The sequence below is a fragment of the Brevibacillus parabrevis genome, from assembly GCF_003710905.1.
Taxonomy (GTDB): domain Bacteria; phylum Bacillota; class Bacilli; order Brevibacillales; family Brevibacillaceae; genus Brevibacillus; species Brevibacillus parabrevis.
Genome location: NZ_RHHV01000010.1, coordinates 256,575 through 282,177, shown reverse-complemented (window position 1 = coordinate 282,177; position 25,603 = coordinate 256,575). Strand labels below are relative to the sequence as shown.

Genomic DNA, 25,603 nt, shown 5'->3' with positions numbered 1-25,603 from the left:
TCACTCGTTTTTTGGCCTTGTTCGTCGTCATTGTTCCCAGCGGTTGTGGCAAGCTTGTCGGATAAATATGTAAAAATGTGTAATTTCCCAAACAGGCTGATTACAGCGGCCGGATTCCCGCTCTCTCGAAACCGAACAGCTTCACAAGCCCCATTTGCTCCAAATCTTGCTTCGTTTTTGCCGTACCGTGCTGGTAGATCAACCGATAAATTTCCCGCAAGTTGTCATCGTACTCGTCATTGTCCCGATCCGGCATGTCCGACCAGAGTGTATGCCCGTGCATCCACATCATGAAGTCGCCGTGAATACAGTTGTTGAACAGATCGCGCATCATGCCGACCTCCACGTCTGTTACCTCGATCTCAAAATCATAGGTGGAGGAGCCTTTTTCATCGCGAATTTCCGCAACCGTCGTTCCCGCTTGCATGGTGACGTAGTACGTCTTTCTTTCCAAAGCTGTCATCTCCATTCGTGAAAGCAAGCTTGAAAACTTTTCCTCCTTAATCTGTGCCAAAAGGCGGGAAAACATGTGTCATCGCCCTGTAAAGCAAAGTGGATCGGCAAAATAAAAAACACCCCAACCCGCTAATGCGAGCCAGAGTGTTTGGGTTTGGCATTTATTTGACTACCAGTTTCGCGATCATGTTGCCGTGTTCCGGTCCGCAGATCACGTTGCAGAAAATTTTGTACTCGCCAGCTTTATCCACTTTCAGTGTTTTGCTGCCGTCTTTTTGAATATCGACGTCCAAGCCCTCAATTCCGATTCCATGGAAGCCTTCCGTGGACTTGAAATTGATTGTAAACTCTTCGCCTGCTTTTACTTCATAAACATCTTGGTTGAACTTCCAGTTGCTAGCTTCGATGTTGATTCCATTGCCATCCGTCGCTGCCGCCGGAGCCTCTGTAGAATTGGTGTTTGCCGCTTGCTCCTTGCCGCCGCATGCTGTCATCAGCATCGCCGAAAAAGCAACTGCCGAAACCAACAGAGTCCACTTCTTGTTCACAATGACCCCTTCTTTCTACTTGATTCTACACTTCCATCTTACTGGAAAGTAGCCGTCCAAAATCTGGGAATCTGTGACTGAATCGTGACGAAATTGCTACCAATTATTGAACGGTCTATTATTTCGGACCGTCCTCTTCCGCCGGCAACTCGATTTGGTACACCTTTGTCGGGCGCCCCCGCAGCTTTTCTTGCTTTTTGTACAAAATTTTGGCGACCCCTTTTTCCTCCAGGCGATTCAGGATGCGATTGGCGCTGCGCACCGTAAGTCCGAGGTGATACGCCAGCTCGTCCGCCGTCAGCTCGTTGCTTTCCGTCTTCGCGAGTACCGCCAATATTTTTTGCAACTGCAAGGTAGACAAGTCTGTCTCTTCGCTCAACCGCTGAATGTAGTCGTTGATCTGGTTGCGGTATTGCAAGCATGTTTCCTCGCCCAACGGCCCGATGACCTGGTCGCTGTCTGTTACGACGTACGTGCCAGATGTTTTGCCTGCTGTAGACATGCTGTTCGCTGATTGGGCGTTCATCCTTGCTTTGTACATGCTGTTGCCCACCCCCCAGCCGACGTGGACGGGAAACGGCAACGTCTTTTCCAAATAGGCGAGTAACAGACAGTGCGTGAGGTTGTCCGTCAGCATTTTCAAATCTTTGAATGAACTGATGATCTCAAAGCTGGCAGCCGATTTCTGGATGATGAACGGCACTTTTTTCTCGGCACTGAACTCCAAAAGTGACTTGTGCAGAAGCATTTGCCGCAGCTCCCATTCGTTGAGATTCTCCTTTTGCCCCTCGACATCCCCGATTGTGATATGCCCGATCGCAATCCGGCTCTCCGCCAGCTTGATCGCCGCCAGTTCGGCAGCCATCTGTTCAAACTGCGCTGCGGCCGATTCCGGCGAAGGAAACACATACTGATGCGGCACTCCGTGGTCCGTCAAATCTTGCACGATGTTGCTCATCCGCGTCATGGAAAAGTCGATTTTGCCTGCTTTCCACAAGCGGAGATGCTCATCCAGCACCGCCTCGTAAATCTGGTCGTTCACTTCCACCGGAGACAACGTGTACGGCATGGCGTCTGCCCCGACTACTTCTTTCAATCCGAGGTACTGATTCGCCTCAAAAATAAAGTCGATGTACACTCTGGAAAAATCGAGATCGCGTTTGCGCAGGCTGAGCTGAAACAGCTTTTTGTAAAACTCTTGCTCGCTGATCGAAAGCGTATATGTCGGAATCGGGAAGCTTCCCCATTCTTGCAGCAAATAGGCATACGCAAGCTCTGTCAGGACAAAACCGTCTACTTTTTGCTGATTTTGCCTGTAGATTGTCGGTGTTTCATGCAGACGATGATAGGGCAGCATGACCAGCTCGCAGCTGTCCTGAACCCGCATGGGGACAGATGCCAGTTCTTTTTGCGAGTGCTGGGCAAGGATAGCACCCAAACGGATCATAAAGATTCCCCCTTTACTCTTTTGTCATTATAGGAGATTTGCGCCTCTTTGAAAATATTTTGAAAAGACTTGCAATGTTCAAAACAATGCCGTAAAGTTGTTTTTAGAAATCGTCTTTATAGTGTCCAAAAATAGTTTTTAAAGGAGTGTGCTGCCTTCCGACTTGCTCGCCGATGTTTTTTTTGCACCATTCGCATCCAACCATGAAAACGCTAACAAGGAGGCCTTACGATGAACACAAGCGCAGTAGCGAACAGCAAGAACAAGTACCTGGTCCTCGGACTTCTCTGTCTCGGCTGGATTATCAACTATTTTGACAAGGTTGCCATCAACGTTGCCGTGATCCCGATTTCCCAGGAATTTGGCCTGACCGAAACCCAGGTCGGACTGATTTTGAGCAGCTTTTTTCTGAGCTATGCGATCATGCAGCCGATCGGGGGCAGTCTCGCCGACAAATTCGGCTCGCGAAAAGTCATTCTCGTTTCCGTCGTCGTCTGGTCTCTTTTTACGATCCTCACAGGTACTGCCTGGTCGTTCCTCTCGCTCATCGTCATCCGCTTTCTGTTCGGAATCGGCGAGGGAAGCTATCCTTCCGCCAGCTCTGTTGCGGTAGCGGAAAGCTTTTCGCAGCATGAACGCGCCCGGGCCAAGTCCATCTTGACCTCTGCCACCACCATCGGGTCTGTACTCGCCACGCTTGTAGCCGCCAGCTTGTCCCAACACTTCGGCTGGCAAATCATGTTCGTCATCCTCGGTGTTCTCGGCTTGTTTTTAGCGCTTTTGTACGCCAAATTTTTACACCCAACCAAAGCAGCAGAAAGTATGGCAACAACGAAAAAGGATAAGCTGCCCCTCCGCTCGCTCTTGAAAATCTCCATGCTCTGGAAGCTGATGGCCATATACTTCGGCATCTCCATGGTAACGTGGGGCATGATGTCCTGGATGCCTTCCTACATGGTCAAGGTTCGCCATCTCGATATGGTAGCCATGGGGGCATTGGCTGCGATTCCAGCCGTTCTGTCTTTTGTGACGGTTCTCATCACTGGCTGGCTGTTGGACAAACGAATGGTAGGCCGCGAAAAATTATTGATTGTCATCGGTTCTTTCATCGGCATCATAGCGCTTTATCTCTTGTCGAAAGCTCCTACCGTCGCTCTGGTTGTCTTTTATCAGGCCATTGCCAATATCGGTCTCGCCGCAGCTGTTACCACTACGTTGACGATGCCGCTCAAATACATAGACGCGTCTTCTGTCGGTGCCGCTTCCGGCTTGATCTATCTCGGCGGGCAGCTCGCAGGAGTGATCGCGCCGACAGCCATGGGCTTCATGATCCAGCAGTTCAACGGCTCCTATGATGCAGCATTTTGGCTTTTGATCATCGCTGTCGCCATTCCGTTTTTTATCGGGATGACGATTCGCACAGTACCGCCAGCCACGAGCGAACCTGCCAGCTCGGTTCCCGTCGGCAACTAGCGCCAGACTGTACGCGCGGCGCAAGCCAGCATGCAAAAAAAGAATGGAACAATGAGGTGTTATTATGTCCTATCATCAACGCATTTCTGAAATCATCGAGCAAAAAAAGGAATGGTTCACGTATGTGAGCGACCGGATTTGGGAGTTTGCCGAAACACGCTTTGAAGAATTTCGCTCCGCAGAGCTTTTATGCGAGGCATTGGAAAACGAAGGCTTCACAGTAGAAAAAGGCGTGGCGGGAATCGAGACGGCTTTTGTCGGAAGCTATGGGAGCGGTGCTCCGGTGATCGCTATTTTGGGCGAGTACGACGCTCTCTCCGGGCTAAGTCAGGAACGCGGAACAGCTACCCACACCCCGATCCAGCCAGGCGGAAACGGTCACGGCTGCGGCCACAATCTGCTCGGAACAGGATCGTTGGCTGCCGCAGTCGCCATTCGCCATTATATGGAAGAAAACCAACTGGAAGGGACCGTGCGCTACTACGGTTGTCCGGCAGAAGAGGGCGGCTCCGGCAAAGCGTACATGGCTCGCGAAGGTTTGTTCGACGATGCGGACTACGCGATTTGCTGGCATCCGCAAACGTTTAACACGCTCATGTCGATCAGCAGCCTCGCCAACTATCAGGTGTACTTCAAGTTCAAAGGCAAGGCTGCTCACGCCGCGGCTGCACCGCACCTTGGCCGCAGCGCCCTCGATGCCGTCGAGCTGATGAATATCGGGGTCAACTACTTGCGCGAGCACATCATCCCGGAAGCCCGCGTGCACTATGCGATTACCAATTCGGGAGGCTTTTCGCCAAATGTCGTGCAGGCGGAAGCGGACGTGCTCTATTTGATCCGCGCTCCCCATGCGAAGCAGGTCGAAGAAATTTATCAACGGATCAGGAAGATTGCCCAGGGAGCGGCCATGATGACGGAGACGGCCGTGGACATCATTTTTGACAAAGCATGCTCCAACCTGATTCCGAACCAGACGCTGGAGCGCGTCATGTACGACAATTTCAAACAGTTGGGCACTCCTGCTTTTACCGAGGAAGAGCAGAACTTCGCCCGCCAAATTCGCGAGACGATTCCCGAGTCGGACAAAAGCAGCGATCTGAACATGATTGCCAAAGTCATGGGGGCATCCGGTAAAAAGCTGACAGAGCAGTTGGGCAGCGAGGAGCTTTCCACTGTACTCCTGCCTCTGCTTCCGCAAGCAAGACTCATGTCGGGCTCGACTGATGTGGGCGATGTCAGTTGGATCGTTCCGACTGTCCAATGCTCAACGACGTGCTTTGCGATGGGCACCCAGTTGCATTCGTGGCAAGCCGTAGCCCAAGGCGGCATGTCGATCGGCCACAAAGGAATGTTGCACGCGGGCAAAGTCATGGCCGCAACCGCCATCGACGTCCTGCTTCACCCGGAAAAAATCGCGGAGGCCAAAGCCGAGCTGCGAGAAAAGCTGGACGGCACCTCCTACGTCTGCCCAATCCCGGCCGACATCAAGCCAGCCGCTCGGCGCTAATAGGATAAACCTGCTGTATCGTATAAAAGCCCTTGCTTCGCTCTTTTTTTCAGAGCGGCAAGGGCTTTTTGGGCACAACTGGAACACTCTCCCTCTTCCCTCGTCAAATAAATACCGGGGGTGATTTTCCATGCTGTTTCGCGCCATACCATACTGGCTATTCGCTGTCGCCGTCATCGTTACCTCTTTGCTCAGCCCAAGTCCGGCAGCGGCTTGCAGTTGTGCTCCTGCTCCCGATCCGGTGACAGCGCTGGGGCAATCTGCTGCCGTCTTCAGCGGAAAAGTGCTTCGCGTCGAGGAGCCTGTGAGAATGCCTTTTTCGTCTACCCCGGCAAGAATCGGCTTCGATGTTACGTTTGAAGTGCAGACTGTCTGGAAAGGGGCCTTGCAATCACAGGTGCTCGTCGTCACGAGTGGCTTGGGCGGCGGATGCGGCATTCCTTTTCAGCCGGGAGACGAATACCTTGTCTACGCCTCGTACTGGGAGCACAGCGATCTGGAGACAAACATTTGCACCCGCACCACCCTGCTCGCCGATGCGACAGAAGACTTGCAAGCCTTGGGAACCAGAAGCGCTCCGCTCCCTCCGCCCCCTTCGTCTGCAAGCGACTGGACGCTTCCCGCTTTCGCTGGCGCAGTTGCGGTCGTCTTTTGTGTCATCGCCTTGTTCTTTTTTTATCGCCAAAAAAGCAAGCGGAGACGATAGCTGCCCCTCGTCTCCGCTTTGCTTTTTGGTTAGGGAAGGTACTGCTTCGCCCTGTACTTCGACCAGTTGAACGACTGCCAGCTCGACTCTCCGCGCAGTTCCGCCCATTTGTTTTCCAGCTCATACGTCACAGCTGCTTTCAACGATTCGTCCGCTTTCAATTCCTGCAAATACGGCACCACATCGTACGAAAGCCTGCCCAAATACTCGACGTCAATATTTCCCGTTGCCCGATAGCGCTCTAGGTTATTTTGGGCGATGATGACGTCCATGTTGATGTAGTTGATAAACACGTAGCTCGCGAGCGTCACGAGCGCGTAATATTTGAACAACGAAAAGCTGTCTCGCCAAATTTTCCACAAGGCGATCGCAAACAGGATCAGCAAAAAAATCATGAACAGATGAGCGAGCAAACGGGTATGCGTGTAGCCATAAGCTGCTTCGTACAACGACAGCCGATAGTACGCCGAAAAGAGCATAAAGCTGGTACAGACCGTAAGCAGCGTGAGCAACACTTGTACAGAGCGATACAACAGCCGATTTTTGCGCGATACGAGATACAGTGTGGCAAGCAAGATGATGAAATTGATGACCGTCACTGTCAGCAGCTCGTTGAAGCCGTTTTTGGCATACTCGGCGTACGTCAGTCCTTCCGGGAGAGCTGCTTTCGCTCCGCTGAACAAATACGAAATCTGGATGTATGTAAAAGCAGCATACACGGCATCAATAATCGTCAGGATCGTCACCAAAATAATCCCGTCCCAGACGATCTTTTCCTGCTCTTGCGGCTGCGGAAGCTCCACCGTGTCTGCCCGTTTGCCAAACAGGGAGTACATGTAGCCAAACACCACTAGCGTTACAAGTCCGATCACAAACAGGCGAAACATGCCTTCGACTGAATCTACATCAATCAGCATATCGGGAATTTCATTCAGAAAATGGCCAAACACGCGGTCCGCTTGTGACAACAAGGTCAGCACGACGAGCAAAATCGGCAAGGAGATCAAGAGTCCGGTCATGATTTTTTTCAACACGCCGTAGTTTCGCTGGTTCATCCGGCCTTTGACCGATCCTTTGATCATGATGAACGGCAGCCGTGTATGCTTCGGCGTATAGTAAACCAATATCTCCAACAGCTCTCCCACAAACATGATCTCATGCCATTTCGCTTTATGGCGCCCGGTGAAAAGCATCGTTTGCAGCACAAACAGCATCGGCACCAGCACGAAGTTGAACAAGTGAAAGTAGCCATTGGAAAAGAGCGCAAACGTAAGCGACAACATGCCGATCGGCACACACAGAAGCCAGATGTATTTGTTTTCCCGTGAAAAGCTCAGTCTCTGATGCAGCTTGGCTTGCCATACGAACAGCGCATACATTCCTATAAAAAACAGCGGGTACGATACGCCATAATTTTTGCCGTAAAACAGCAAATCGCCAAGACAGCCGATTCCGAAAGCCCCCAGCAGCAACCACTGGTAAGCTTTTTGTTCCTGTGACCGTTCCGCCACGTCCTTCACTCCTTGTGATTTTCCTCTTCTGAAAGGAACAGAGATCGCAGCTATGCGGCAGCTGCTTGTAGTTAGTACGAGCGGGCTTGGTCATTTGTTACAAATGCTGGAAGAAATAAATATTTTACGATAAGAAAACCGCCCCATGGAAGAGGCGGCTTATTGGGCTATCGTACCCGTTAGTAAAGTTCATGCATCACGACTAAACGTCCCTTATTTTTTGCCGAGCTGTTCCGCCAAACCGATCAGCAGTCCTTCAACTCCACGAATGTAGCAGAGCCGATACGAGTCCTTGTACTGAACCACTTCGCCAACGAGCTGAGCACCATGCTTAGTGAGTCTGGATACCATTTCGTCAATGTCTTCAACCGCGAACATGACGCGTAGATAACCGAGGGAATTTACAGGAGCAGTTCGGTGGTCTGATATAGTGGGTGGGGTGAGAAAGCGCGAAAGTTCAAGTCGGCTGTGGCCATCCGGGGTAACCATCATAGCAATCTCTACACACTGCGAACCCAGTCCGGTTACGCGACCAGCCCATTCGCCTTCGACAGTAGCTCGCCCTTCGAGCCTCAAGCCAATCTCCTCGAAGAAAGCGATTGCGTCATCAAGGGATTCTACAACGATGCCAACATTGTCCATTCTTAGCAATTTGTTTTTGTCCATAGTTTTATCTCCTTATGTGTACAGATAAATCACAGTATAGTAAACTACGAAAAATTCTAATATTTTTGTAATTTAACAATTCGGAGTTACGCTATTATCTCCTGCATATTATTTTTAATCATTAAACGAAACTGCCCTTTTCGGAGAACAAGAAATACGTTTCGTCCATTTCCACGGTTCCTTGTACGGCGTTTTAACATAGCCACAAATAAAAAACCCCCTTCGGTTCGTGCATTCGATCCACACGAACCAAAGAGGTTTTCTCCATACAGTCTAGCCCAAATTTAATCGTCACATTTTTCCTCTTTGCCTTTTGCCAGCGCGGTCTTGAAGGACGACCCACAGCCGCAAGAAGCGATGGCATTCGGATTTTCGATGGAAAAGCCGCCGCCCATCATCGATTCCTTGTAATCAATCTCGGTACCTTTAATGTATAGATAGCTGTCCTTGTCGACAACAATCTTCACGCCGTGTTGTTCGAAGGTTTCGTCGCCTTCCTTCATTTCCTGATCCCAGCCCATCCCATACGTAAAGCCGCTGCAACCGCCAGGTCGAACACCTACCCGCAAAAACATCCCGGGCTTGTTTTCTGCTGCCAACATCTCTTTTACTTTCAAGCTGGCTTTTTCTGTCAATGTAATCATGCTTGACTCCCTCCTTTGCAGGCTAACTTTACCCTTTCTATATGTTCAGTATACAAAAGATGCAACCCTTCTCACAAGGTTCCCCTGCACTTCGGGCGCTCATACTGCTGGAAAAAGGCAAACAAAAAAGAAGGGCTCCCCCTCCTTATGCAAAAAAAGCATTGTTCTCGGTTAAATAAAAACGATACGTCTTCTTTCGGCCTACCTTAGACAGATTATGATCTATCTGGTTCAGTTCGTTGTGTAGTTGATCAATTTGCATACTGTATTCTAGGACTTCTGGATGATCCAACCCAACCTCTAACCCCATAATTACCATACGCTGTCGAAGGAGTTCGATTTTTTCGAGCAAAACGTCCCGCATTATGAAGCTCCTCCTAATAGTAGATCAGGCTTTCTTACTATATTTTACAAGAACGGCCATCATTTCGCAAACAAAATTTCCCACATTCCCCCAAAAATGCAACAAAAATATGGCGATAAATGTTAGAATTTTACAGCAAACAGTTGGAGAACTTATCTTATTGTTCGTACATACTAACAGGTTTATAATATAGATGCCTTGTTGCCCGAGATTTTCCCTTTTTATTGAGCTTTCTCCACCCCCAAGGAACGTTTCTGATTGGGCATGGCCTGGACGAACAGCTCTTATCCCTTACCACTCGACCTAGAAAGGAAGTGTTTGGAATGGCGCTTGAAACCATTGCCATCCAAGACAAATCGCTCGCCGGAATCGCGGAAAAAGTCATGCACGGCGAACGCCTCACTTTGGAAGACGGCGTTACTCTCTTTAACTCCAACGATCTTTTGACGATCGGACAATTGGCAAATGTCGTCAATTACCGCAAAAACGAAGATAAAGTCTACTTTTTGCAAAACTTGTACATCAATCCGACAAACGTTTGCGAAGCTCACTGTAGATTTTGCGGATTTCGTCGTGATGAAGGCGACGAGGGTGCATACACAATGAGCAAAGAAGAATTGCTTCATTATGTAGAAACCCGCTTTCATCCAGGGATTCGTGAATTTCACATCGTAGGCGGCCACAATCAGCACAAGCCGTTTGAATACTATCTCGACAACGTGCGCATCCTGAAGCAAGCTTACCCGGATGTCACCATGAAAGCCTACACAGGTGCAGAGATCGAGTTTTTCTCCCGCATCTCCGGTCTGTCCATTCGCGAAGTTTTGCTCGAGCTGAAAAAAGCAGGTCTGGAAACGCTGACTGGCGGCGGCGCCGAAATTTTGACGGAGCGCTACCGGATGAAAATGAGCCCGGAAAAAGCGAGCACTGACATGTACCTGCAAGTTCACCGCACCGCTCATGAGCTTGGGTTCCGGACACATACAACCATGCTGTACGGCTCCATCGAGACTTTGGAGGAGCGCGTCATTCACATGCTGCGCCTGCGCGAGCTGCAAGACGATACAAACGGCTTCATGGTATTCATCCCGCTCGCTGTTCAGCCGATCAAGGCAACTGCCGGCATCAAACGCCGCAACTCTGCCATCGACGACCTGAAAACAATGGCAATCAGCCGCCTCATGCTGGACAATTTCCAGCACATCAAAGCTTACTTCATTAATATCGGTACACAGCTGACGCAACTGTCGCTGACTATGGGTATTTCCGATGCACATGGTACTTTGATTGAAGAGCGCATCAGCCACTCGGCCGGAGCGCTCACCCAGCAAGCCTTGACGGTTGACGAACTCGTCTGGCTGATCAAAGGCGCTGGCAAACGCGCCCTGGAACGCGATACGTTCTACAACGTCATCAAAGAACACTAAAAACGGCAAGAAGCTGATGCCCGACCGTCGCGTCGTGGGACATCAGCTTCTTTTTTATTTCCGTACACACGCGTTTTTTCGCGGCCTTCAATGAACATCCTAAGAAAACAGCTTATAGAGGAAAGTCTGCATTCAGCAGCGCTTCTTCCTCCCGCAAGTAGTTCTTGATTTTCACAAGCAATTCATCGGCCGACGGAGCTTGCAAAAGCGTTCCGTTTACCAGGGCAAACGGCTCCATATAGCACTCTCCGCAATAGCCGAGACAGCCGTATTCAAGAACATCGACGTCCAGCTCGGGGTCGTTTTCCAGAGCGTCCACGACAGGCTGTGTATAGGAAGCTACGTTGCTCGCGCAAAATTCTACCAAAGGTTTCATCTATCTTCACCTACCGATTATTCCAACATCGTCACGTACTTTATTGTACCGCGACTTTTGCAAAAATCCAGCGGAGAAAACGGGAAAAAGATTCTGCTTGCATTTTTACGGAAAGAGACTAAAAATAGAATGGGTGCTGTAAAAAACGGACAGAAGAAAGGACTAGACCTTCTATGAAACGACTTGTGATCCTTGGTGGAGGATACGGGGGTCTTCGTATTATCGAGCGAGTCCTGTCCCCTGATTTACCAGACGACGTGTTTATTACCCTCGTAGACCGTATGCCGTTTCACGGCTTGAAAACGGAGTACTACGCTCTGGCAGCAGGTACTACGCCAGAATCTCACTTGCGAGTTAATTTTCCAAACGATCCGCGCCTGACTGTCAAATACGGCGAAGTCAGCGAAGTGGATTTGGACGAGCAGGTCGTCAATTTTGCAAACGGGGACGCCCTCTCGTACGATTGGCTCGTCATCGGATTGGGCTGTGAGGATCGCTACCATGACATACCTGGTGCAGAGCAGTTTACTTGCTCGATCCAATCCATGGGAGCTACCCGCAACACATACATGGCAATCAATAATGTGAATCCATATGGTACGGTTACCGTTGTGGGTGGTGGACTTTCCGGCGTGGAAATGGCAGCAGAACTGCGCGAAAGCCGTCCCGACCTGAACGTGCGCATCATCGACCGCGGCCCAAGCATTTTGAGCCCATTCCCGAAAAAATTGCAGGAATACGCTTCCCAATGGTTTATCGAGCATGAGGTTCAGCTTGTCTCCATGGCTTGTGTAACAGGAATCGAACCGGGAGTGGTGTACAACCACAACCAGCCGGTTCAAAGCGATGTCATCGTGTGGACAGCCGGTATTCAGGCCAATCGCATCATTCGCTCCCTGCCGATTGAGACAGACAACATCGGACGCGCCAAGTTAAATCAGTATCACCAGATTCCTACCCATACAAACGTTTACGTCGTAGGCGACTGTGCGAGCACGATCATTGCGCCGAGCGCCCAGACAGCCGAGATTCAAGGTGACCAAATCGCCATGATGCTGAAAAAAGACATTAAGGGCGAAGAATACCCTGCCTCGCTGCCAGCGCTCAAGCACAAGGGCTTCCTCGGCTCCCTCGGCAAAAAAGAGGGCTTTGCCAGCATGGGGAAAATGTCTCTGGTCGGCCAGATGGCACGCGTCATCAAAAGCGGTCAGCTCTGGATGTACAAAAAACATATGGGATAACATGCAAGCCTGTTGGCCAGTTGGTCAAACAGGTTTTCTTTTTGTGTCATGCATGCTGAAAAGGCGTGAATGTTCAAATGAATGAACGTATCCAAACGATGTGCCGCCTGATTGGTCAAGAAACATTGATTACGATGGGGTGTGGGGCTATGATCGAGGATAGGCAGGGGATTTCGGATGCCGTATTCGTGTTGCTTACATAGTCGTCTCCGTCCGCCCAGCCTCTCGCTCCTGCGCCCTTTTCCACTCTTCATGCTTCGCGCACACTTTTTGCCAAATCGCGTCCCGTTCCAGACTGTTGTAATGAACGAGATGCTCGCCAAACATGTCTCCCAGCAATTCGAGCCACATGGCTTTCGATTCGATCTCCATCTTGCGGATGCCGTCTTTGTCATGCTTTCGCCAGATGCACCCCCGCAGCTCGTTGGACGCCTGCTCGCTCCGGTTTCGGATGAGAAACAGATTGATCCACGGAGAATCAGCGGAATGACAGTAATGCTCGTGATTGGGCTGGAATACACGAATGTCCTCGACAACTTCGGGAGCAAAGTCTACTCCGGCAAAATTGGCCTCGGGGTCGTGATCCAGACGCCATCCCCCAGCCGCAACACTCGACGGCAGGAGCTTGTGGGTGTACGGACTTTGCTCATAGACGCCAAAGCGCATCGGCAACGGTTCTACAGGCATATCTCCGAGGCCGACATCGACCAGCCAGTTTTCCTCTTCTCCCGCATCATTTGTGAGTTGGACAGTCAAACCGAGGTGGAACGAGTTGACCCGCGGCGCTTCTCCCAGCGGCTGAACACCTGCCCGATGCATGGAAACTTTATATCCCAACGAACGAAGCAACGCAGCAAACGCCCCGTTTAGATGAAAGCAATAACCGCTCCGGCCTGCTATCACCATCTGGACGGTTTCACGCGGCTCGATAGTGGTTGGCTTTCCCGCAAAAATATCGAGCGTCTGCCAGGGCAGCTTGTGTACATGCGCTTTTTGCAGTTCAAACAAGTACGATTTGGTCGGAGCTGAAATATCCGCTATGCCCAGACGTTTTACATACGCTCTTTGTTCTTCTCTCGTCAATATCATCGGTCAACCTCCGCTCCAGCTTTCTTCCTCCCTTTTTTGTTGAAGGGAATCCTCCCTCAATTTATACTAGAACTGCCCCTGCAAAAAGAGACAGTTTCGAAGTATTTTTTAAAGACAGATGCGAAAGGAGCTTGTCGTCAGATGCTTTCTCTTTCCATCAACAGTCACGCTCCCGAGCCACAGTACATACAGGTGTACACGCAAATACGCGACCAGATTAAAAACGGCGATTTGCCGTACGGCTCCCGCTTGCCTTCGATCCGATCGCTTCAGCAGCATATGCACATCAGTAAAACGACGGTCGAAACCGCCTACCAGATGCTGGTGACAGAAGGCTATGTGATCAGCAAGCCCCGCTCCGGTCTGTATGTAGCCAGTCCGTTCCAGTTAGAGCCGCCCCAGACACAAACGAGACAGATGGTTGACCAAAAAGACCTGTCATCGCTGCCTTTCGCGCCCGGAGTTGCTTCCGCCCTGATCGATTTTCGCCCTTCAGCCATTCATGAACAGACCTTCCCTTTTCGCCTTTGGCGAAAGATGCTGCACCATGCGCTGGATCATGCCCAACACAAAATTTGCAGTTATGGCGATCCACAGGGCGAGCTTTCGTTTCGTACCGTTCTTGCGTCCTATTTGCGCCATTCAAGAGGGGTTCGCTGCGTCCCGGAACAAATTGTCGTAAGCTCCGGGATTCAATACAGCATCGCCATTTTGATCAAGCTCCTGCAAGGTGTGAATCATATCGCGTTTGAGGAGCCTGGCTATGCCCCTGTTCGCGACCATTTTTTGCAAAGCGGCTATCGGGTCACACCGATCGGCGTCGATGAAAAAGGGATCTCTCTGGACGAAGTCGCTCGCTCCCAGGCACAAGTCGTCTATATTACCCCTTCTCATCAATTTCCCACGGGGAGCATCATCCCGTACCCGGAGCGGGAACGTTTGCTGCAATGGGCGCGCACAAACGAAGCCTTCATCATCGAGGATGACTACGACGGCGAATTTCGCTATGTCGGCAAGCCGATTCCTTCCTTGCAAGGGCTGGATCACGCCGGAAGGGTCGTCTATCTGGGCACTTTTTCCAAAGTATTCTCTCCTGCGCTTCGCATGAGCTACATGGTGCTGCCCGCTGAGCTTGCCCGCAAACTTCCAAGCATTCAATATTTGTATCAGGGGCCTTCAAGGATCGATCAATGGGCCATGCAAGCTTTCATGGAACAAGGCCACTGGTACCGTCATATTCGCCGGATCAGGCGTACATATGCAAAAGCGCATCATCGGTTCATCGAGCTGCTTCACGCTTATTTGGGCGAGCTCGTCACCATTTCCGGCCACAATGCAGGTCTGCATGTCCAGTTGACGGTGAAAACGCGCGAGCCAGCTTCGTCTCTGGTAAAACGGGCAGCGGAAAACGGTGTGCAGGTGTACGATGTCAGCGAGCTGTGGATGACTCCGCCTGCGTCAGAGTATCCGCGTATTTATATGGGTTTTGCCGGGATGGATGAGAGCAAAATGGAGGAGGGCATCAAACGGTTGAGCCAGGCGTGGAAAGGAATCAGCGAGCTGTCCCGCTAGGCGCAAAGCCTCCGGAACAGCTCGTTTTCAGCGTTTTACAAAACAAAAAACAAAAAGCGCAACACTTCCATGTAGTCGTCCGCCGCAAATTCGACGGTCTTGGCGCCCGTCTGCTTGGCTCCTGGATAAAAAGAGCCGCGATAAGCCAAATAATGCTCGCGGAAAGCGATCTCGACATGAAACGTTTCCGGCAGTTGCACCTTGTATTTGGACAAGTCATCGGCAAGTACAGCTTGAACCTGTTCCTTGATTTGTCGCAGAGCGACATTCGGATGAATCGAGATGGCTGCGTTGCCGATGCCTTCATTGACGGGAACGGTCTTGATGTGCGGGTTGATCGTCTGCGCTTCCTCGCAAATCATTTTATCTCCGGTGACCAGCAACGCAGGCACACCCATGGAAGCGGCGATGTAGACGTTGATCAGCAGCTCGCTGGCGATTTCTCCGTTGATTTTGACATACTCGTTTTGCATGTTCATGGTATGCGCCAGCGGGTTGCCGTTCGCCCCCGCCGCCGCGTGGTAGCCGATAAACAAAACGCCATCATAGCTCTCATCTAGCCCTGCCATCATCGAATACGGATCGCGCGTCCAGCCCCGCAAAATTTTCACCTGCTCAGGCAGTTTGGACGGATCGAGGTTGCGCGCTGTGCTGTGCGCGTCTTTTACGAGAATGTCCGTTGCCCCCGCCGCAATCGCCGCTTCACAGGCTGCATTCACTTCTTTCGTCATCTGTTCGGTAAAGTATTTGGAAAACGAGCTTTCGATGTCGGCTTCCGTCCAGTTGACGATGCCTGCTACTCCTTCCAAATCCGCGCTGATAAACAGTTTCATGCCGATACCTCCTTTTGTTTGTGGACAAGCGATGCTTGAATAAACGCAGAAAACAGCTTCAGAAACATCGGATGTCGTTTGGTCATGCATTCCGGGTGCCATTGAACCCCCAGCAAAAACCGCTCCTCCGTGCTTTCGAGCGCCTCCACGATCCCATCCTCGGAAAATGCCGTCGCGATCAGGTTTTTTCCCAGTTGTTTGACCGATTGGTGATGGAAAGAATTAGTGAAAATTCGCTCTTCTCCAAAGATATCATACAGTTGCGTATGTTTGCTGATTTGAATGGAATGGTACAGTTCATCGGAAGCTGTTTGCGTCGGCGAGTGCCCCAAAGCGCCGGGAATTTGGCTGTAGATGTCCTGATAGAGACTGCCTCCCAGCGCGACATTGATCAGTTGGATGCCCCGGCAAATCCCGAAAATCGGCACGTTTTTCTCATACGCTTTGCGAAAAAGCGAGAGTTCGTATTCGTCGCGGATCGAAGACATCGAGTGCAGCTCTTTCAGCGGATTTTCGCCAAAATAGTACGGCGCGATATCGTTGCCGCCCGTGAACAAAATGCCGTCTACCAAGTCTATGTACTCGCTGTAATCTGTCTTGTCCTCTACGATCGGAATCGTGATCGGCACGCCTCCCGCAGCGTAAATCGAGTCGACGTAGTTTCGGCTTACCGTACTGTACTTCGACTGTTCGGACAAAAATGTGGTCAAACCGATAATCGGCTTCATCTTCATGGCTCCCTCGTGAGGCAGGGCCGACAAGCTTCCACTTACCGGCCCTTTCCCCGTTGAAATGTTATTCTACATGCGCATATTCAAAAATGGTGTGACCGATGTAGTTTTTCAGCACGCCTTTGACATTCGGCTTCGCCAGGAACTGATCTTCAAAGAAGCGAATCGGCATCAGCGGCATTTCGTCGGCCAAGATTTTTTCCGCCTTCGCGAAGTTTTCCATCCGCTTTGCCTGATCGGAGATTTTGCGGTTTTCTTCCAGCAAACGGTCGTATTCGGCGCTGTTCCATCTCAGGTCGTCGGCTGTATTCACGCCTTCAAAGATGTCGAGGTTCGTCATCGGGTCCGGGTAGTCTCCTGTCCAACCGTCAGAAGCGATGTGGAAATTGCCGTTTTCAATCTCGTCCCAATACACTTTCGATTCAAACGTCTGGATGTTGACATCTACTCCCAAATTTTGCTTCCACATGCTTTGCAGCGCTTGGGCGATGTCTTTGTCCGACTGGCTCGCCATGACGATCATCGTAATTTCCGGGATGCCTTGCCCGTTCGGATACCCTGCTTCGGCGAGCAGTTTTTTCGCCTCGTCGACGTTTTCGCTGAATACGTTGCCGACGACATCGCGGTATTCCTTGTCTTTTTGCACCCCATCCGGGATTCCGTACGGCACCATGCCGAAAGCAGGCTTCTCTACAGACTGCACAATATTTTTGATGATCTGGTCGCGATTGATCGAGATGCTGAATGCTTTGCGGACTTTCGCGTCATCAAACGGCTTTTTGGATGCGTTGAAATCAAAATATTGCATGCCGATCCGGGGAACAGAGAAAAAATCAGGCGTGCTTTGATACTGCTTCATGCCTTCCGGGCTGATGTTGTCGGACACTTGAATCTCGCCGTTCGTATAGGCGGCAAGCTCTGCTTCGGTGGACTCGATGAACACGATTTCCAGCGTATCCAGCTTCACTTTATCCGCTTCGAGGTAGTTCGGATTTTTCTTCAGGACGTATTTTTCTTTCGGGCGAAGCTCTGTCAGCATGAACGGTCCTGTCGTCAAATACGTCTCGGGCGATTTGGTCCAGCCTTCTTTTTCCACTACGTCCTGACGCACCGGGTAGTAGGCGGTAACGCACAACAGCTCCAGGAAGTACGGAGTCGGATTTTCCAGCGTTACTTCCAGCGTGCTTTCATCGACGGCCTTGACGCCGACATCTTCTGCTTTCGCTTGCTTTTCGTTGTACGCCTTGCCGTTTTTGATGTAGTACAAGTAAAAAGCCGCGCCGGAAGCGACGTCCGGATTGAGCACACGCTTCCAGGAATACTCGAAGTCTTGGGCGGTTACGGGCTTTCCGTCAGACCATTTGGCATTTTTGTCGATTTTAAAAGTGTACTTGGTGCCTGTCGCATCCAGCTCATACCCTTCGGCAAGCGACGGCACGGGCTTTTTCCCGGATTCATCGATTTTATAAAGACCGCGGAACAAGTTTTGCAACACGATGGACGAGCGCGCGTACACGTTCAGCGTCGGGTCCATCTCCTCCGGCTCTTTGCTCAACGCATAAATGATTTTTTGCTCGGCAGCAGGCTTCTCGCCCTCCGCTTTCGGCGCCGTCTGCTGTCCTTGATTCTCTCCCTGCGGTGCCGTGCCTGAGCTGCTACATCCGGCTGTGACTGATGTGATCGCAAGTAGCGCCGCCAAAACGATGCCCAACCTCTTTTTCATACTCGTCCCCCCATTTTTTGCATTTATATGAGCCGTCCGAAAACACGGCATTCATATCTCGCTGGTGAAAAGCGAAAAGATGGCGAAAAGACTGTCAATCGAGCAAATGGCAAGCAACGAGGTGGCCGTTGCCGCTGTCTTTTAAAGCAGGCTTCTCTTCTGCGCAGCGGTGCAGCGCATGTGGGCAACGTGTCCGAAACGCACAGCCGCTCGGTGGATTCAACGGGCTGGGCACATCACCCTGGAGGTGGATGCGCTCGCTCCCTTCTGCCGTGTCCGGGTCGGCAATCGGTACCGCAGACAACAACGCCCGCGTGTACGGATGCTGCATGTTCGTGTACAAATCGTGCACGCTCGCGTATTCGACCAGGCTCCCCAGGTACATGACGCCGACTTTGTGGGAAATATGCCGAACCATCGACAAGTCGTGGGAGACGAACAAGTACGTCAGCCCGAATCGTTCCTGCAACTCTTCCAGCATGTTGACGACCTGCGCCTGAATCGAGACGTCCAGGGCAGAGATTGGCTCGTCGCAAATAATGAACTCCGGCTCGACAGCCAGGGCGCGAGCGATCCCGATCCGCTGACGCTGGCCCCCGGAAAATTCATGCGGATACCGATTGAGGTGATCCGCTTTCAATCCGACCAGCTCGATCAGCTCCTTGACCCGATCCACTCGGTCCTTTCCGCGATAAATGTTATGTACCGCCAGCGGATCTCCGATAATCTGCGCGATCGTCATGCGCGGGTCGAGCGAAGCGTACGGGTCTTGGAAAATCATTTGCATTTTTTTGCGGTAGGGCAACATTTCTTTGTGCGTGAGCCGGGTGATTGGCTGGCCGTCGAAAATGATCTCGCCAGCAGTTGGCTCGTACAGCTTCAACAGTGTTCTGCCGATCGTCGATTTGCCGCACCCGGATTCTCCGACCAGTCCGAATGTCTCCCCTCTGAAAATCGTAAAGCTGACGTCGTCTACTGCCTTGAGCAGCGTAGAGCTGCGGCCGAGGAAGCTCTTTTGCACCTCGAAATGCTTTTTCAAATTCCGCACTTCTACCAGCGCCGAAGCGGGCTTTGCCATTAGCCGATCACCTCCCGCATATGGTTGGCCGCTTTTGGATGCATCAGCCAACAGGCGGCCTGGTGGGTTTCAGACAGCGCGACGGACTGCGGCGGCTGCTTTTCGCAAACCTTCATCGCGTACGGACAGCGCGACGTGAAGGCACATCCGGCAGGCGGGCGGAGCAAATCGGGCGGGCTGCCCGGGATGGAGATGAGCTTTTTCTTTTCCCCTTCCGTAAACTGCGGGATGGAACGCAACAGCCCCCACGTATACGGATGGCGCGGTTTGTAAAAAATTTCGCGAGTCGTTCCTTGCTCAACAATCGTGCCGCCGTACATGACGATGATCCGGTTGCACATGTTGGCAATTACACCGAGATCGTGCGTAATCATCACAATCGAGACGTTCAGCTTGTCTTTCAAGTCGCGCATCAGATCGAGGATTTGCGCCTGAATCGTCACATCGAGCGCGGTCGTCGGCTCGTCGGCAATCAGCAGCTTGGGCGAACAGGACAGGGCGATGGCAATCATGACGCGCTGCCGCATGCCGCCGGAAAATTCGTGCGGATACTGCTTCAATCGCTTTTCGGGACTGGGGATTTCCACCATGCGCAAAATCTCGATCGCTCTTTGCCGCGCTGCTTCCTTCGACAGCTTTTGGTGAATGCGCAGCGGCTCGATGATTTGCTCGCCGACGGTAAACAGCGGATTCAGCGACGTCATCGGGTCTTGAAAAATCATGCCAATGTCGCGCCCGAGCATTTTGCGCATCGCTTTTTGACTCGTATTGACCATCTGCGCGCCGTCAAACAAGATGTTGTCCGCTGTCAATGTGGCGTTGTCCGGCAGCAGCTTCAAAAGGGAGAGCATCGACACGCTTTTGCCCGAACCGGATTCCCCCACGATGCCGATAGACTCGCCTTTTTCCACATGAAAGGAAATCCCGCGGACGGCTTGCACCTGTCCTGCGTCGATGTGAAATGTCGTTTTCAAGTTCTCTACCTGGAGCAATTTCACGTTATCACCCGCCTTTATTTCTTTAGCCTTGGGTCCAGCGCATCGCGCAAGCCGTCGCCGATGAAGTTCAGCGCGAACATCGTAATGCTGATCGCGAGTGCCGGGAACAGCATCTGATACGGCTGGGTAAACAAAGTCGGAATCGCATCGTTGACGAGCGTGCCCCAGCTTGCCATCGGCACCTGAATCCCGATCCCCAAAAAGCTGAGAAACGCTTCCGTGAAGATCGCCGACGGCACGAGAAACGTAACGGTCACGATAATCGGGCCCATGCTGTTCGGAATCAGATGCTTGAACAAAATGCGCATGTTGGACGAGCCGGTAGCCCGCGCCGCCAGCACAAACTCCTGATGCTTGAGCGTGATAACTTGGGAGCGAACCATCCGCGCCGTCCCGATCCAGTACGTCAGCGACATCGCAATCAGGATGCTCTCGATCGTATTGCCGAGGAACATCATCAGCAAAATAATGTACAGCAGCTCGGGCACGCCGATCATGATGTCGACAATCCGCATCATCACCATGTCGACCTTGCCGCCGAGATAGCCGGAGATTCCGCCGTAAATAACGCCGATTACGAGATTGATCGCCGCAGCGGCTACCCCGATCGTCAGGCTGATTTGCGCACCGTACAGGGCACGCACGAAAATGTCCCGCCCGAATTTGTCCGTTCCGAACCAATGCTCCGCAGACGGCCCCTGATTTTGATTGGCAATATCCTGTCCATCGTACGTGTACGCGGAAAACAGCGGGCCGACGATCGCCGCAACGGCAATGACCACAATCGTGCACAAACCGATCATCGCCAGCGGGTCTTTCCGAAAACGGCTCCACGCGTCTTGCCAGTACGATTTGCTCGGACGCGAGATCGTCTCGCTTTGCATCGTGCCAGCGTCCAGTCTGGCGAAATCCTCATCGGGAATATCCGCCCACTCCTGCTCCCTGTCTCCGCGCAGATTGGCCCCCTCGCTCCCCTTCCAGGCGTAATTCATGTTCGTCATCACCTACTCCTCGATTTTTACCCGCCGGTCGATAATCGCGTACAAAACGTCCACGATAAAGTTTGCCACGATGATGAAAAGCCCGAGAAAGACGGTCAGCCCCAAAATAACCGAGTAATCCCGGTCGCTGATGCCCGTCACGAAGTCCCTGCCGATGCCCGGGATGGAAAACACGCGCTCCACGATGAAGCTCCCCGTTAACAAGGCGGCGACCAGCGGCCCCAAATACGTGACGATCGGGATAATCGCGTTTTTCAGTGCGTGCTTGAAAATGACGCGGTATTCCGGGACGCCTTTGGCCCGCGCTGTCAAAATGTAGTCCTGGCGCATCACTTCCAGCATGCTGGAACGCATCAACCTGGCGATATAAGCGATCGGGCCAAAGGCAAGACCGATGACAGGCAAAATGTAATGCTTCCAGCTGGACAATCCGTAGGTAGGCAAAAGCTTCAGGACAACGGCGAACAGAAACAGCATCAGCACGGTAATGACGAAATTCGGAATGGAGATGCCGACTGTGGCAAAGATCATCGATGCCCAATCCGCCCATTTTCCGCGCTTGATCGCTGACGTAATGCCAAGCAGCATCCCGACGATGAGCGCTACGACGATCGCCACCAGCCCGACTTTTGCGGAGACAGGGAAGCCGCGTGAGATCAATTCATTCACCGTCACATCGGACTGCTTGAAGGAAAAGCCGAGATCGCCCTGGGCAATGCTTTTCAAGTAATTCACGTACTGGACGCTCAGTGGTTCATTCAAGCCGAATTTTTCCTCCATCTTTTCCATGACGCTTTTGGGCACTTTCCGTTCCTCCGCCGGGCTGAAAGGCCCTCCCGGCACTGCGTGCATCAGAAAAAACGTGATCGTGATGAGGACAAACATCGTCAATATGCTCGCAAAAAACCGCTTCACGATATAGCCAGCCATCTCAAACCTCCTTTTAAACGTCTTTCGGGTCGTGCCGCACTTTTACTTCCAGAGACAGCTTGTGCAGATCGATGCGATAAATCGGCCTCGGCCTGCCTCGCTGACTCATCGATTCCGTGCCGATGACTTCGGCTATCCCTTTTTCCTTCATCTTCTGCACCATCCTCGCTGCATTGCGCTCCCCCGTGTTCATTCCGACGCTAATTTCCCGTGTCGTCACCTCGTTTTTCTGGATGAGCTGGAGCCAGGAAAACAGCTTGCGAATCGACGTCGAGACAAAATCGCCCCGCTCTTCGCCGATGAGGGAATAATCGAGCGTGTTGCGCGTGCCGAGCGGACCGAGCACCTTCATCTGGTCGTCGATGAGATAGGCGCTGTTGCCCGGGTTGCGAAAAGCAAATTCGACGGCGCGATTGGCATTGTACAAAGCCCGCTCGACTGTCTCGCCCATGCCGATGCCCAGGTTCATCGTTCCCAGCTCTCCGCTGCTGTTTTTCAGGACGGGAAAGCTGGAAAAGTCTTTGGTCACTTTTTCCACGATCCCCCGCGTGGTATACAACGTGTACTGCCCCGGATCGGCGCTCGTCATCGACGCAAACAGCCGTTTGCTGAACTCCGTCACTTTCTTTTGATATTTGTCGAGCGCATCGCCAAGCTGTTCGCCCTCGGCAGGCTCGATCCGAAATTGCAGCACCGTAATTTGCGCCAGTTGCTTTTTCTGATCCCGCGCCAGCCACAGTGCTTTATTGATCGTGTCGCGAATGAGCTGCTTCGTGCTTTTGATGAAAAAGACCGGGACGTGCTCACCCTTCAAGCGCTCGTAGACGGAGTGAATGCTGGTGGCAACGACTTGCGCCTTGCCCTCTTGCCATAGCGTCAGATGATGCTCGTACAGCTCCTCCGAATTTTGGAAGCCGTCCATGTTTTTCGAGAACCAATGCACTCCTTTCGCTTCAATCTCGTCAAAAAACTCTTGCAAGTGCTTGGCTGGAATACCGTCAAAGCTGATGGTCGGGAAAAAGTGATAGTGGCGATAAATCTGGAAGATCGCTCTGTACAGATCAGTTCCTTCGAAGGGGATGAAAATCGAGCACGAATGGGGCGGGATCAGGTCCTGGGAGAGAAGGAACGGCACATCGCCGCTGAAAAAGTAGACATCGTAAACTTCCATGCATTCCTGGAGCAGCTCCCGCACACTCTTTTCCGAATCGTAAATGAGCCTGATCGGTTCGATATGCGGAAACTCCGCGAGCACGGTGCAAATATCTTCGACTAGCAACCTGGGACCAATGACAGCGAATGTTAGGTTCAATTAATCACCTTCTACTTGTTCTTTAATTAGTCTGCTATTCGTAAAGATAAAAGGATTTGGCAATAAAATCCAATTTAACGAGCAGTCAAGCAGTGACTTTTCGACATTTTTCGTTCTGTAATATGTCTGTAATTCGAGTTAAATTAATATTATTTATAAAAATCAGAATTGTCAATCTATATTAGGTATCATTTTTTTGTTGGGAGGAGGGGGGTGGGTATAAGGAATTGCTATAGAAGAAAGTCGAGGGAGCACCCCTGCCTAGGGCGTCGCTCGCCTATTTGCCCACACAAAAAAAGCTTATTCTCACACGCTCATTGCGCTGGAATAAGCTCTTATCCGCTTTGCTGTTCCTTTTATAGTGCGCTTTTTAAATTACACTGTTTTTACCGCTCGCTGCTGCCTAACGGAAATTCCCCCTCACAACTTCTGCACCCGCAGCACAGGCACCTTTTTCTGCTCATATGTGCCTTCCAGTATCTTCTCGTGAATCACGTTCAGCTTGAGCAGACTGGCAATTTTCCCGGTGTCCGCCCGCGACATGAGCCGCCAAAGAGACGGGTCGGGCAAAGAATTGTACAGGCGGTCGTCGCTGTAGTCTCGCCGCTCCTGGTAGCTGATCACCAGCTTGAAGTCACCTTCCTCGGCGCTTCCGGCTTCCGCGTAAGCGTCGAGCAGCTTGCTTCGCAGCGCGCCAAGTTCATCCTCTACCTGCTTCTGGATTTCTTTCAATTCATAAAAGCGGGCGATTAGCTGTTCCATCGGCTCGTCCTCCTTGATTTGGGCTCTTCCAAAGAAGGATATGTGCGACCGCTGGACGATAGAACACCAACACCTCTCGGCCGGGAAAAAGCAGCGAGGGGCCGCCCCAAAAAGACGAACAAAAAAGCCCAAAACCCGAACCACAGTTTCCCTACGTTTTGTCAGTTTTGTCACACGAAAAAAGGAGCGTCTCCTGGTCGGAAAATCGACTTTGGAGACACCCCCTCTGTTGTGGCATAGGCAAGGCAAGTATGTTATTTGCCGATCATTGTGTTGATCGCTTCGCCTGGATGCTTGATCAGGAAGGTAGAGTATTCCACTTCCCAAGGATTCCATTTGCCCTCGCCCTGATAGCCCCATACGGAGTTGATGCGGGACACGGTATCTGTGTTGTTCATGCCCACGATTCGCTGTTCTCCTACAAGTTCAAACGTTCCGTTTCCATCCATGTCGATTGGCGTAAGCGAGCCGAACGGATACGAATAGACGTTTACATCGTCGCCGGTTGCCTGCACTTTGCCTGCTTTGTCGTACAGCTTCGCTGCGACATATACGTCCTGATTGGCGCTCACGTCAATGGTCAGCGGCTTGTCCAGCTTGGAGCCTTTGCCTTCTACTTTAAAGCCATCCACGAACTTGCCTTCATAGCGGATGCCCTCGTTTTCCTTTTCGCCAAAAATGACAGCGGGCTTGTTGTTTGCGAAAGTGGCAATAACGTGGCTGTAAATGCCGCCGCTGCCGCCTGTTGCGGTTTTCACAAACGCATCTGCTACGTGATCTCCGGTAAAGTCGACGAGAGTCAGTTCGCCTTCGTAGCCGCCCAGCTCCTTGATGTCTGTTGTGCTGTACGCTTTCGATTTGCCATCTTGTACGACGATGTTCATGTTGGAAGCGTAGATGTCGTCTGCCTTTTCTTTTTGTCCAACCAGAAATACTTTATCTTCAACCTTGTCGCCGTTCACATCGGCGGACTTTACATCGATGACGTACGTGTTTTTGTCGAGCTTCAAGTCTGCTGCCGCTGCGAACAGCTTGCCTTTTTCCGAATCGGCGTGAGCCACTTTTGTTCCTGCCATATTCAATCCTGCTACTCCTACTACTCCTGCCAATACGAGGAATGCAGCGGGCTTCATCCATTTTTTGTTCATTGTTTTTTCCTCCCAAGTTGTTCTTGTCTTCATGTACAACTATAGGACGAAGCCCGTTCC

The 25,603-nt window shown here is 51.5% G+C and carries 25 protein-coding genes; 6 read left to right on the top strand and 19 right to left on the bottom strand.

Annotation, left to right across the window (positions count from 1 at the left end; translation table 11 throughout):
- Positions 1–100: 100 nt before the first annotated feature.
- From EDM60_RS14035 to EDM60_RS14025, 3 genes are all read right to left on the bottom strand, one after another.
- Entirely contained in the window at positions 101–481 is a 381-nt protein-coding gene (locus EDM60_RS14035) for a hypothetical protein (RefSeq protein WP_244226804.1), read from the bottom strand.
- 136 nt (positions 482–617) lie between these two features.
- A complete protein-coding gene (locus EDM60_RS14030; protein ID WP_063227407.1) occupies positions 618–1,004 on the bottom strand; it encodes a cupredoxin domain-containing protein in 387 nt (128 codons plus the stop codon).
- 118 nt (positions 1,005–1,122) lie between these two features.
- Positions 1,123–2,451: a helix-turn-helix domain-containing protein gene (locus EDM60_RS14025; RefSeq protein WP_122964531.1), complete on the bottom strand. Its 1,329-nt coding sequence runs from the start codon at positions 2,449–2,451 to the stop codon at positions 1,123–1,125.
- 231 nt (positions 2,452–2,682) lie between these two features.
- Between EDM60_RS14025 and EDM60_RS14020 the strand changes: the two genes are divergently transcribed.
- From EDM60_RS14020 to EDM60_RS14010, 3 genes are all read left to right on the top strand, one after another.
- On the top strand, positions 2,683–3,924 hold the full coding sequence (locus EDM60_RS14020) for an MFS transporter (protein ID WP_122964530.1): 1,242 nt from the start codon (positions 2,683–2,685) through the stop codon (positions 3,922–3,924).
- Positions 3,925–3,988: 64 nt separating this feature from the next.
- On the top strand, positions 3,989–5,431 hold the full coding sequence (locus EDM60_RS14015) for a M20 family metallopeptidase (RefSeq protein WP_122964529.1): 1,443 nt from the start codon (positions 3,989–3,991) through the stop codon (positions 5,429–5,431).
- 130 nt (positions 5,432–5,561) lie between these two features.
- The gene (locus tag EDM60_RS14010; RefSeq protein ID WP_122964528.1) at positions 5,562–6,137 is read left to right on the top strand and encodes a hypothetical protein; all 576 of its coding nucleotides are present in this window, start codon (positions 5,562–5,564) and stop codon (positions 6,135–6,137) included.
- A 29-nt stretch (positions 6,138–6,166) separates the two neighbouring features.
- Here EDM60_RS14010 and EDM60_RS14005 read toward each other — a convergent pair whose 3' ends face one another.
- The 4 genes from EDM60_RS14005 to EDM60_RS13990 all read right to left on the bottom strand — a co-directional run bounded on the left by EDM60_RS14005 (position 6,167) and on the right by EDM60_RS13990 (position 9,322).
- Positions 6,167–7,648 carry a DUF4153 domain-containing protein gene (locus EDM60_RS14005; RefSeq protein WP_122964527.1) on the bottom strand — a complete coding sequence of 494 codons (1,482 nt, stop codon included), beginning with the start codon at positions 7,646–7,648 and terminating at the stop codon, positions 6,167–6,169.
- Between the two features lie 213 nt (positions 7,649–7,861).
- Complete coding sequence (locus EDM60_RS14000; protein ID WP_122964526.1) at positions 7,862–8,314, bottom strand: VOC family protein; 453 nt, start codon at positions 8,312–8,314, stop codon at positions 7,862–7,864.
- Between the two features lie 284 nt (positions 8,315–8,598).
- Positions 8,599–8,958, bottom strand: a complete 360-nt coding sequence (gene erpA / locus EDM60_RS13995; RefSeq protein WP_063227403.1) for an iron-sulfur cluster insertion protein ErpA — start codon at positions 8,956–8,958, stop codon at positions 8,599–8,601.
- A 145-nt stretch (positions 8,959–9,103) separates the two neighbouring features.
- Positions 9,104–9,322, bottom strand: coding sequence for an aspartyl-phosphate phosphatase Spo0E family protein (locus EDM60_RS13990; protein WP_063227402.1), 219 nt, complete (start codon positions 9,320–9,322; stop codon positions 9,104–9,106).
- 323 nt (positions 9,323–9,645) lie between these two features.
- On the opposite strand from EDM60_RS13990, the gene mqnE reads away from it, so the two are divergent.
- Positions 9,646–10,749, top strand: coding sequence for an aminofutalosine synthase MqnE (gene mqnE, locus EDM60_RS13980; RefSeq protein WP_063227400.1), 1,104 nt, complete (start codon positions 9,646–9,648; stop codon positions 10,747–10,749).
- A 112-nt stretch (positions 10,750–10,861) separates the two neighbouring features.
- Here the strand turns inward: mqnE and EDM60_RS13975 are convergent, their stop codons facing one another.
- Positions 10,862–11,125, bottom strand: coding sequence for a DUF1450 domain-containing protein (locus EDM60_RS13975; protein WP_122964524.1), 264 nt, complete (start codon positions 11,123–11,125; stop codon positions 10,862–10,864).
- 173 nt (positions 11,126–11,298) lie between these two features.
- On the opposite strand from EDM60_RS13975, the gene EDM60_RS13970 reads away from it, so the two are divergent.
- Positions 11,299–12,366, top strand: a complete 1,068-nt coding sequence (locus tag EDM60_RS13970) for an NAD(P)/FAD-dependent oxidoreductase (RefSeq protein ID WP_122964523.1) — start codon at positions 11,299–11,301, stop codon at positions 12,364–12,366.
- 195 nt (positions 12,367–12,561) lie between these two features.
- Here EDM60_RS13970 and EDM60_RS13960 read toward each other — a convergent pair whose 3' ends face one another.
- Positions 12,562–13,455: an arylamine N-acetyltransferase family protein gene (locus EDM60_RS13960; protein ID WP_122964522.1), complete on the bottom strand. Its 894-nt coding sequence runs from the start codon at positions 13,453–13,455 to the stop codon at positions 12,562–12,564.
- Positions 13,456–13,596: 141 nt separating this feature from the next.
- On the opposite strand from EDM60_RS13960, the gene pdxR reads away from it, so the two are divergent.
- A complete protein-coding gene (pdxR, locus tag EDM60_RS13955) occupies positions 13,597–15,027 on the top strand; it encodes a MocR-like pyridoxine biosynthesis transcription factor PdxR (RefSeq protein WP_122964521.1) in 1,431 nt (476 codons plus the stop codon).
- A 35-nt stretch (positions 15,028–15,062) separates the two neighbouring features.
- Here the strand turns inward: pdxR and EDM60_RS13950 are convergent, their stop codons facing one another.
- The 10 genes from EDM60_RS13950 to EDM60_RS13905 all read right to left on the bottom strand — a co-directional run bounded on the left by EDM60_RS13950 (position 15,063) and on the right by EDM60_RS13905 (position 25,543).
- Positions 15,063–15,860, bottom strand: coding sequence for a M55 family metallopeptidase (locus EDM60_RS13950; protein ID WP_122964520.1), 798 nt, complete (start codon positions 15,858–15,860; stop codon positions 15,063–15,065).
- Complete coding sequence (locus tag EDM60_RS13945; protein ID WP_208715206.1) at positions 15,857–16,594, bottom strand: gamma-glutamyl-gamma-aminobutyrate hydrolase family protein; 738 nt, start codon at positions 16,592–16,594, stop codon at positions 15,857–15,859. The genes EDM60_RS13950 and EDM60_RS13945 overlap by 4 nt, the downstream gene beginning before the upstream one ends.
- A 61-nt stretch (positions 16,595–16,655) precedes the next feature.
- On the bottom strand, positions 16,656–18,314 hold the full coding sequence (locus EDM60_RS13940; RefSeq protein WP_122964518.1) for a peptide ABC transporter substrate-binding protein: 1,659 nt from the start codon (positions 18,312–18,314) through the stop codon (positions 16,656–16,658).
- A gap of 94 nt (positions 18,315–18,408) precedes the next feature.
- The gene (locus EDM60_RS13935; RefSeq protein ID WP_063227392.1) at positions 18,409–19,392 is read right to left on the bottom strand and encodes an ABC transporter ATP-binding protein; all 984 of its coding nucleotides are present in this window, start codon (positions 19,390–19,392) and stop codon (positions 18,409–18,411) included.
- Positions 19,392–20,390 (bottom strand): ABC transporter ATP-binding protein, encoded by a 999-nt coding sequence (locus EDM60_RS13930; protein ID WP_122964517.1) that lies wholly within the window; start codon positions 20,388–20,390, stop codon positions 19,392–19,394. Before EDM60_RS13930 ends, EDM60_RS13935 begins: the two co-directional genes overlap by 1 nt.
- A 14-nt stretch (positions 20,391–20,404) precedes the next feature.
- Positions 20,405–21,274, bottom strand: a complete 870-nt coding sequence (locus tag EDM60_RS13925) for an ABC transporter permease (RefSeq protein ID WP_122964744.1) — start codon at positions 21,272–21,274, stop codon at positions 20,405–20,407.
- A gap of 120 nt (positions 21,275–21,394) precedes the next feature.
- Positions 21,395–22,321 carry an ABC transporter permease gene (locus EDM60_RS13920; RefSeq protein ID WP_122964516.1) on the bottom strand — a complete coding sequence of 309 codons (927 nt, stop codon included), beginning with the start codon at positions 22,319–22,321 and terminating at the stop codon, positions 21,395–21,397.
- 13 nt (positions 22,322–22,334) lie between these two features.
- Positions 22,335–23,633, bottom strand: a complete 1,299-nt coding sequence (locus EDM60_RS13915; protein WP_141254219.1) for a hypothetical protein — start codon at positions 23,631–23,633, stop codon at positions 22,335–22,337.
- A 420-nt stretch (positions 23,634–24,053) separates the two neighbouring features.
- Entirely contained in the window at positions 24,054–24,395 is a 342-nt protein-coding gene (locus tag EDM60_RS13910) for a hypothetical protein (protein ID WP_122964514.1), read from the bottom strand.
- Positions 24,396–24,649: 254 nt separating this feature from the next.
- Complete coding sequence (locus EDM60_RS13905) at positions 24,650–25,543, bottom strand: hypothetical protein (protein ID WP_122964513.1); 894 nt, start codon at positions 25,541–25,543, stop codon at positions 24,650–24,652.
- Between the last annotated feature and the right edge of the window lie 60 nt (positions 25,544–25,603).

Excerpts from the sequence above, each read along its gene's own strand:
- EDM60_RS13970 (WP_122964523.1), top strand. The coding sequence starts at position 11,299 with ATGAAACGACTTGTGATCCTTGGTGGAGGATACGGGGGTCTTCGTATT.
- EDM60_RS13975 (WP_122964524.1), bottom strand. The coding sequence starts at position 11,125 with ATGAAACCTTTGGTAGAATTTTGCGCGAGCAACGTAGCTTCCTATACA.
- EDM60_RS13925 (WP_122964744.1), bottom strand. The coding sequence starts at position 21,274 with ATGCAAAGCGAGACGATCTCGCGTCCGAGCAAATCGTACTGGCAAGAC.
- EDM60_RS13910 (WP_122964514.1), bottom strand. The coding sequence starts at position 24,395 with ATGGAACAGCTAATCGCCCGCTTTTATGAATTGAAAGAAATCCAGAAG.
- EDM60_RS14025 (WP_122964531.1), bottom strand. The coding sequence starts at position 2,451 with ATGATCCGTTTGGGTGCTATCCTTGCCCAGCACTCGCAAAAAGAACTG.
- EDM60_RS13950 (WP_122964520.1), bottom strand. The coding sequence starts at position 15,860 with ATGAAACTGTTTATCAGCGCGGATTTGGAAGGAGTAGCAGGCATCGTC.
- EDM60_RS13990 (WP_063227402.1), bottom strand. The coding sequence starts at position 9,322 with ATGCGGGACGTTTTGCTCGAAAAAATCGAACTCCTTCGACAGCGTATG.
- EDM60_RS14015 (WP_122964529.1), top strand. The coding sequence starts at position 3,989 with ATGTCCTATCATCAACGCATTTCTGAAATCATCGAGCAAAAAAAGGAA.
- EDM60_RS13940 (WP_122964518.1), bottom strand. The coding sequence starts at position 18,314 with ATGAAAAAGAGGTTGGGCATCGTTTTGGCGGCGCTACTTGCGATCACA.
- EDM60_RS13935 (WP_063227392.1), bottom strand. The coding sequence starts at position 19,392 with ATGGCAAAGCCCGCTTCGGCGCTGGTAGAAGTGCGGAATTTGAAAAAG.
- EDM60_RS13945 (WP_208715206.1), bottom strand. The coding sequence starts at position 16,594 with ATGAAGATGAAGCCGATTATCGGTTTGACCACATTTTTGTCCGAACAG.
- EDM60_RS14020 (WP_122964530.1), top strand. The coding sequence starts at position 2,683 with ATGAACACAAGCGCAGTAGCGAACAGCAAGAACAAGTACCTGGTCCTC.
- mqnE (WP_063227400.1), top strand. The coding sequence starts at position 9,646 with ATGGCGCTTGAAACCATTGCCATCCAAGACAAATCGCTCGCCGGAATC.
- EDM60_RS13960 (WP_122964522.1), bottom strand. The coding sequence starts at position 13,455 with ATGATATTGACGAGAGAAGAACAAAGAGCGTATGTAAAACGTCTGGGC.
- erpA (WP_063227403.1), bottom strand. The coding sequence starts at position 8,958 with ATGATTACATTGACAGAAAAAGCCAGCTTGAAAGTAAAAGAGATGTTG.
- EDM60_RS14010 (WP_122964528.1), top strand. The coding sequence starts at position 5,562 with ATGCTGTTTCGCGCCATACCATACTGGCTATTCGCTGTCGCCGTCATC.
- EDM60_RS13920 (WP_122964516.1), bottom strand. The coding sequence starts at position 22,321 with ATGGCTGGCTATATCGTGAAGCGGTTTTTTGCGAGCATATTGACGATG.
- pdxR (WP_122964521.1), top strand. The coding sequence starts at position 13,597 with ATGCTTTCTCTTTCCATCAACAGTCACGCTCCCGAGCCACAGTACATA.
- EDM60_RS14000 (WP_122964526.1), bottom strand. The coding sequence starts at position 8,314 with ATGGACAAAAACAAATTGCTAAGAATGGACAATGTTGGCATCGTTGTA.
- EDM60_RS13905 (WP_122964513.1), bottom strand. The coding sequence starts at position 25,543 with ATGAACAAAAAATGGATGAAGCCCGCTGCATTCCTCGTATTGGCAGGA.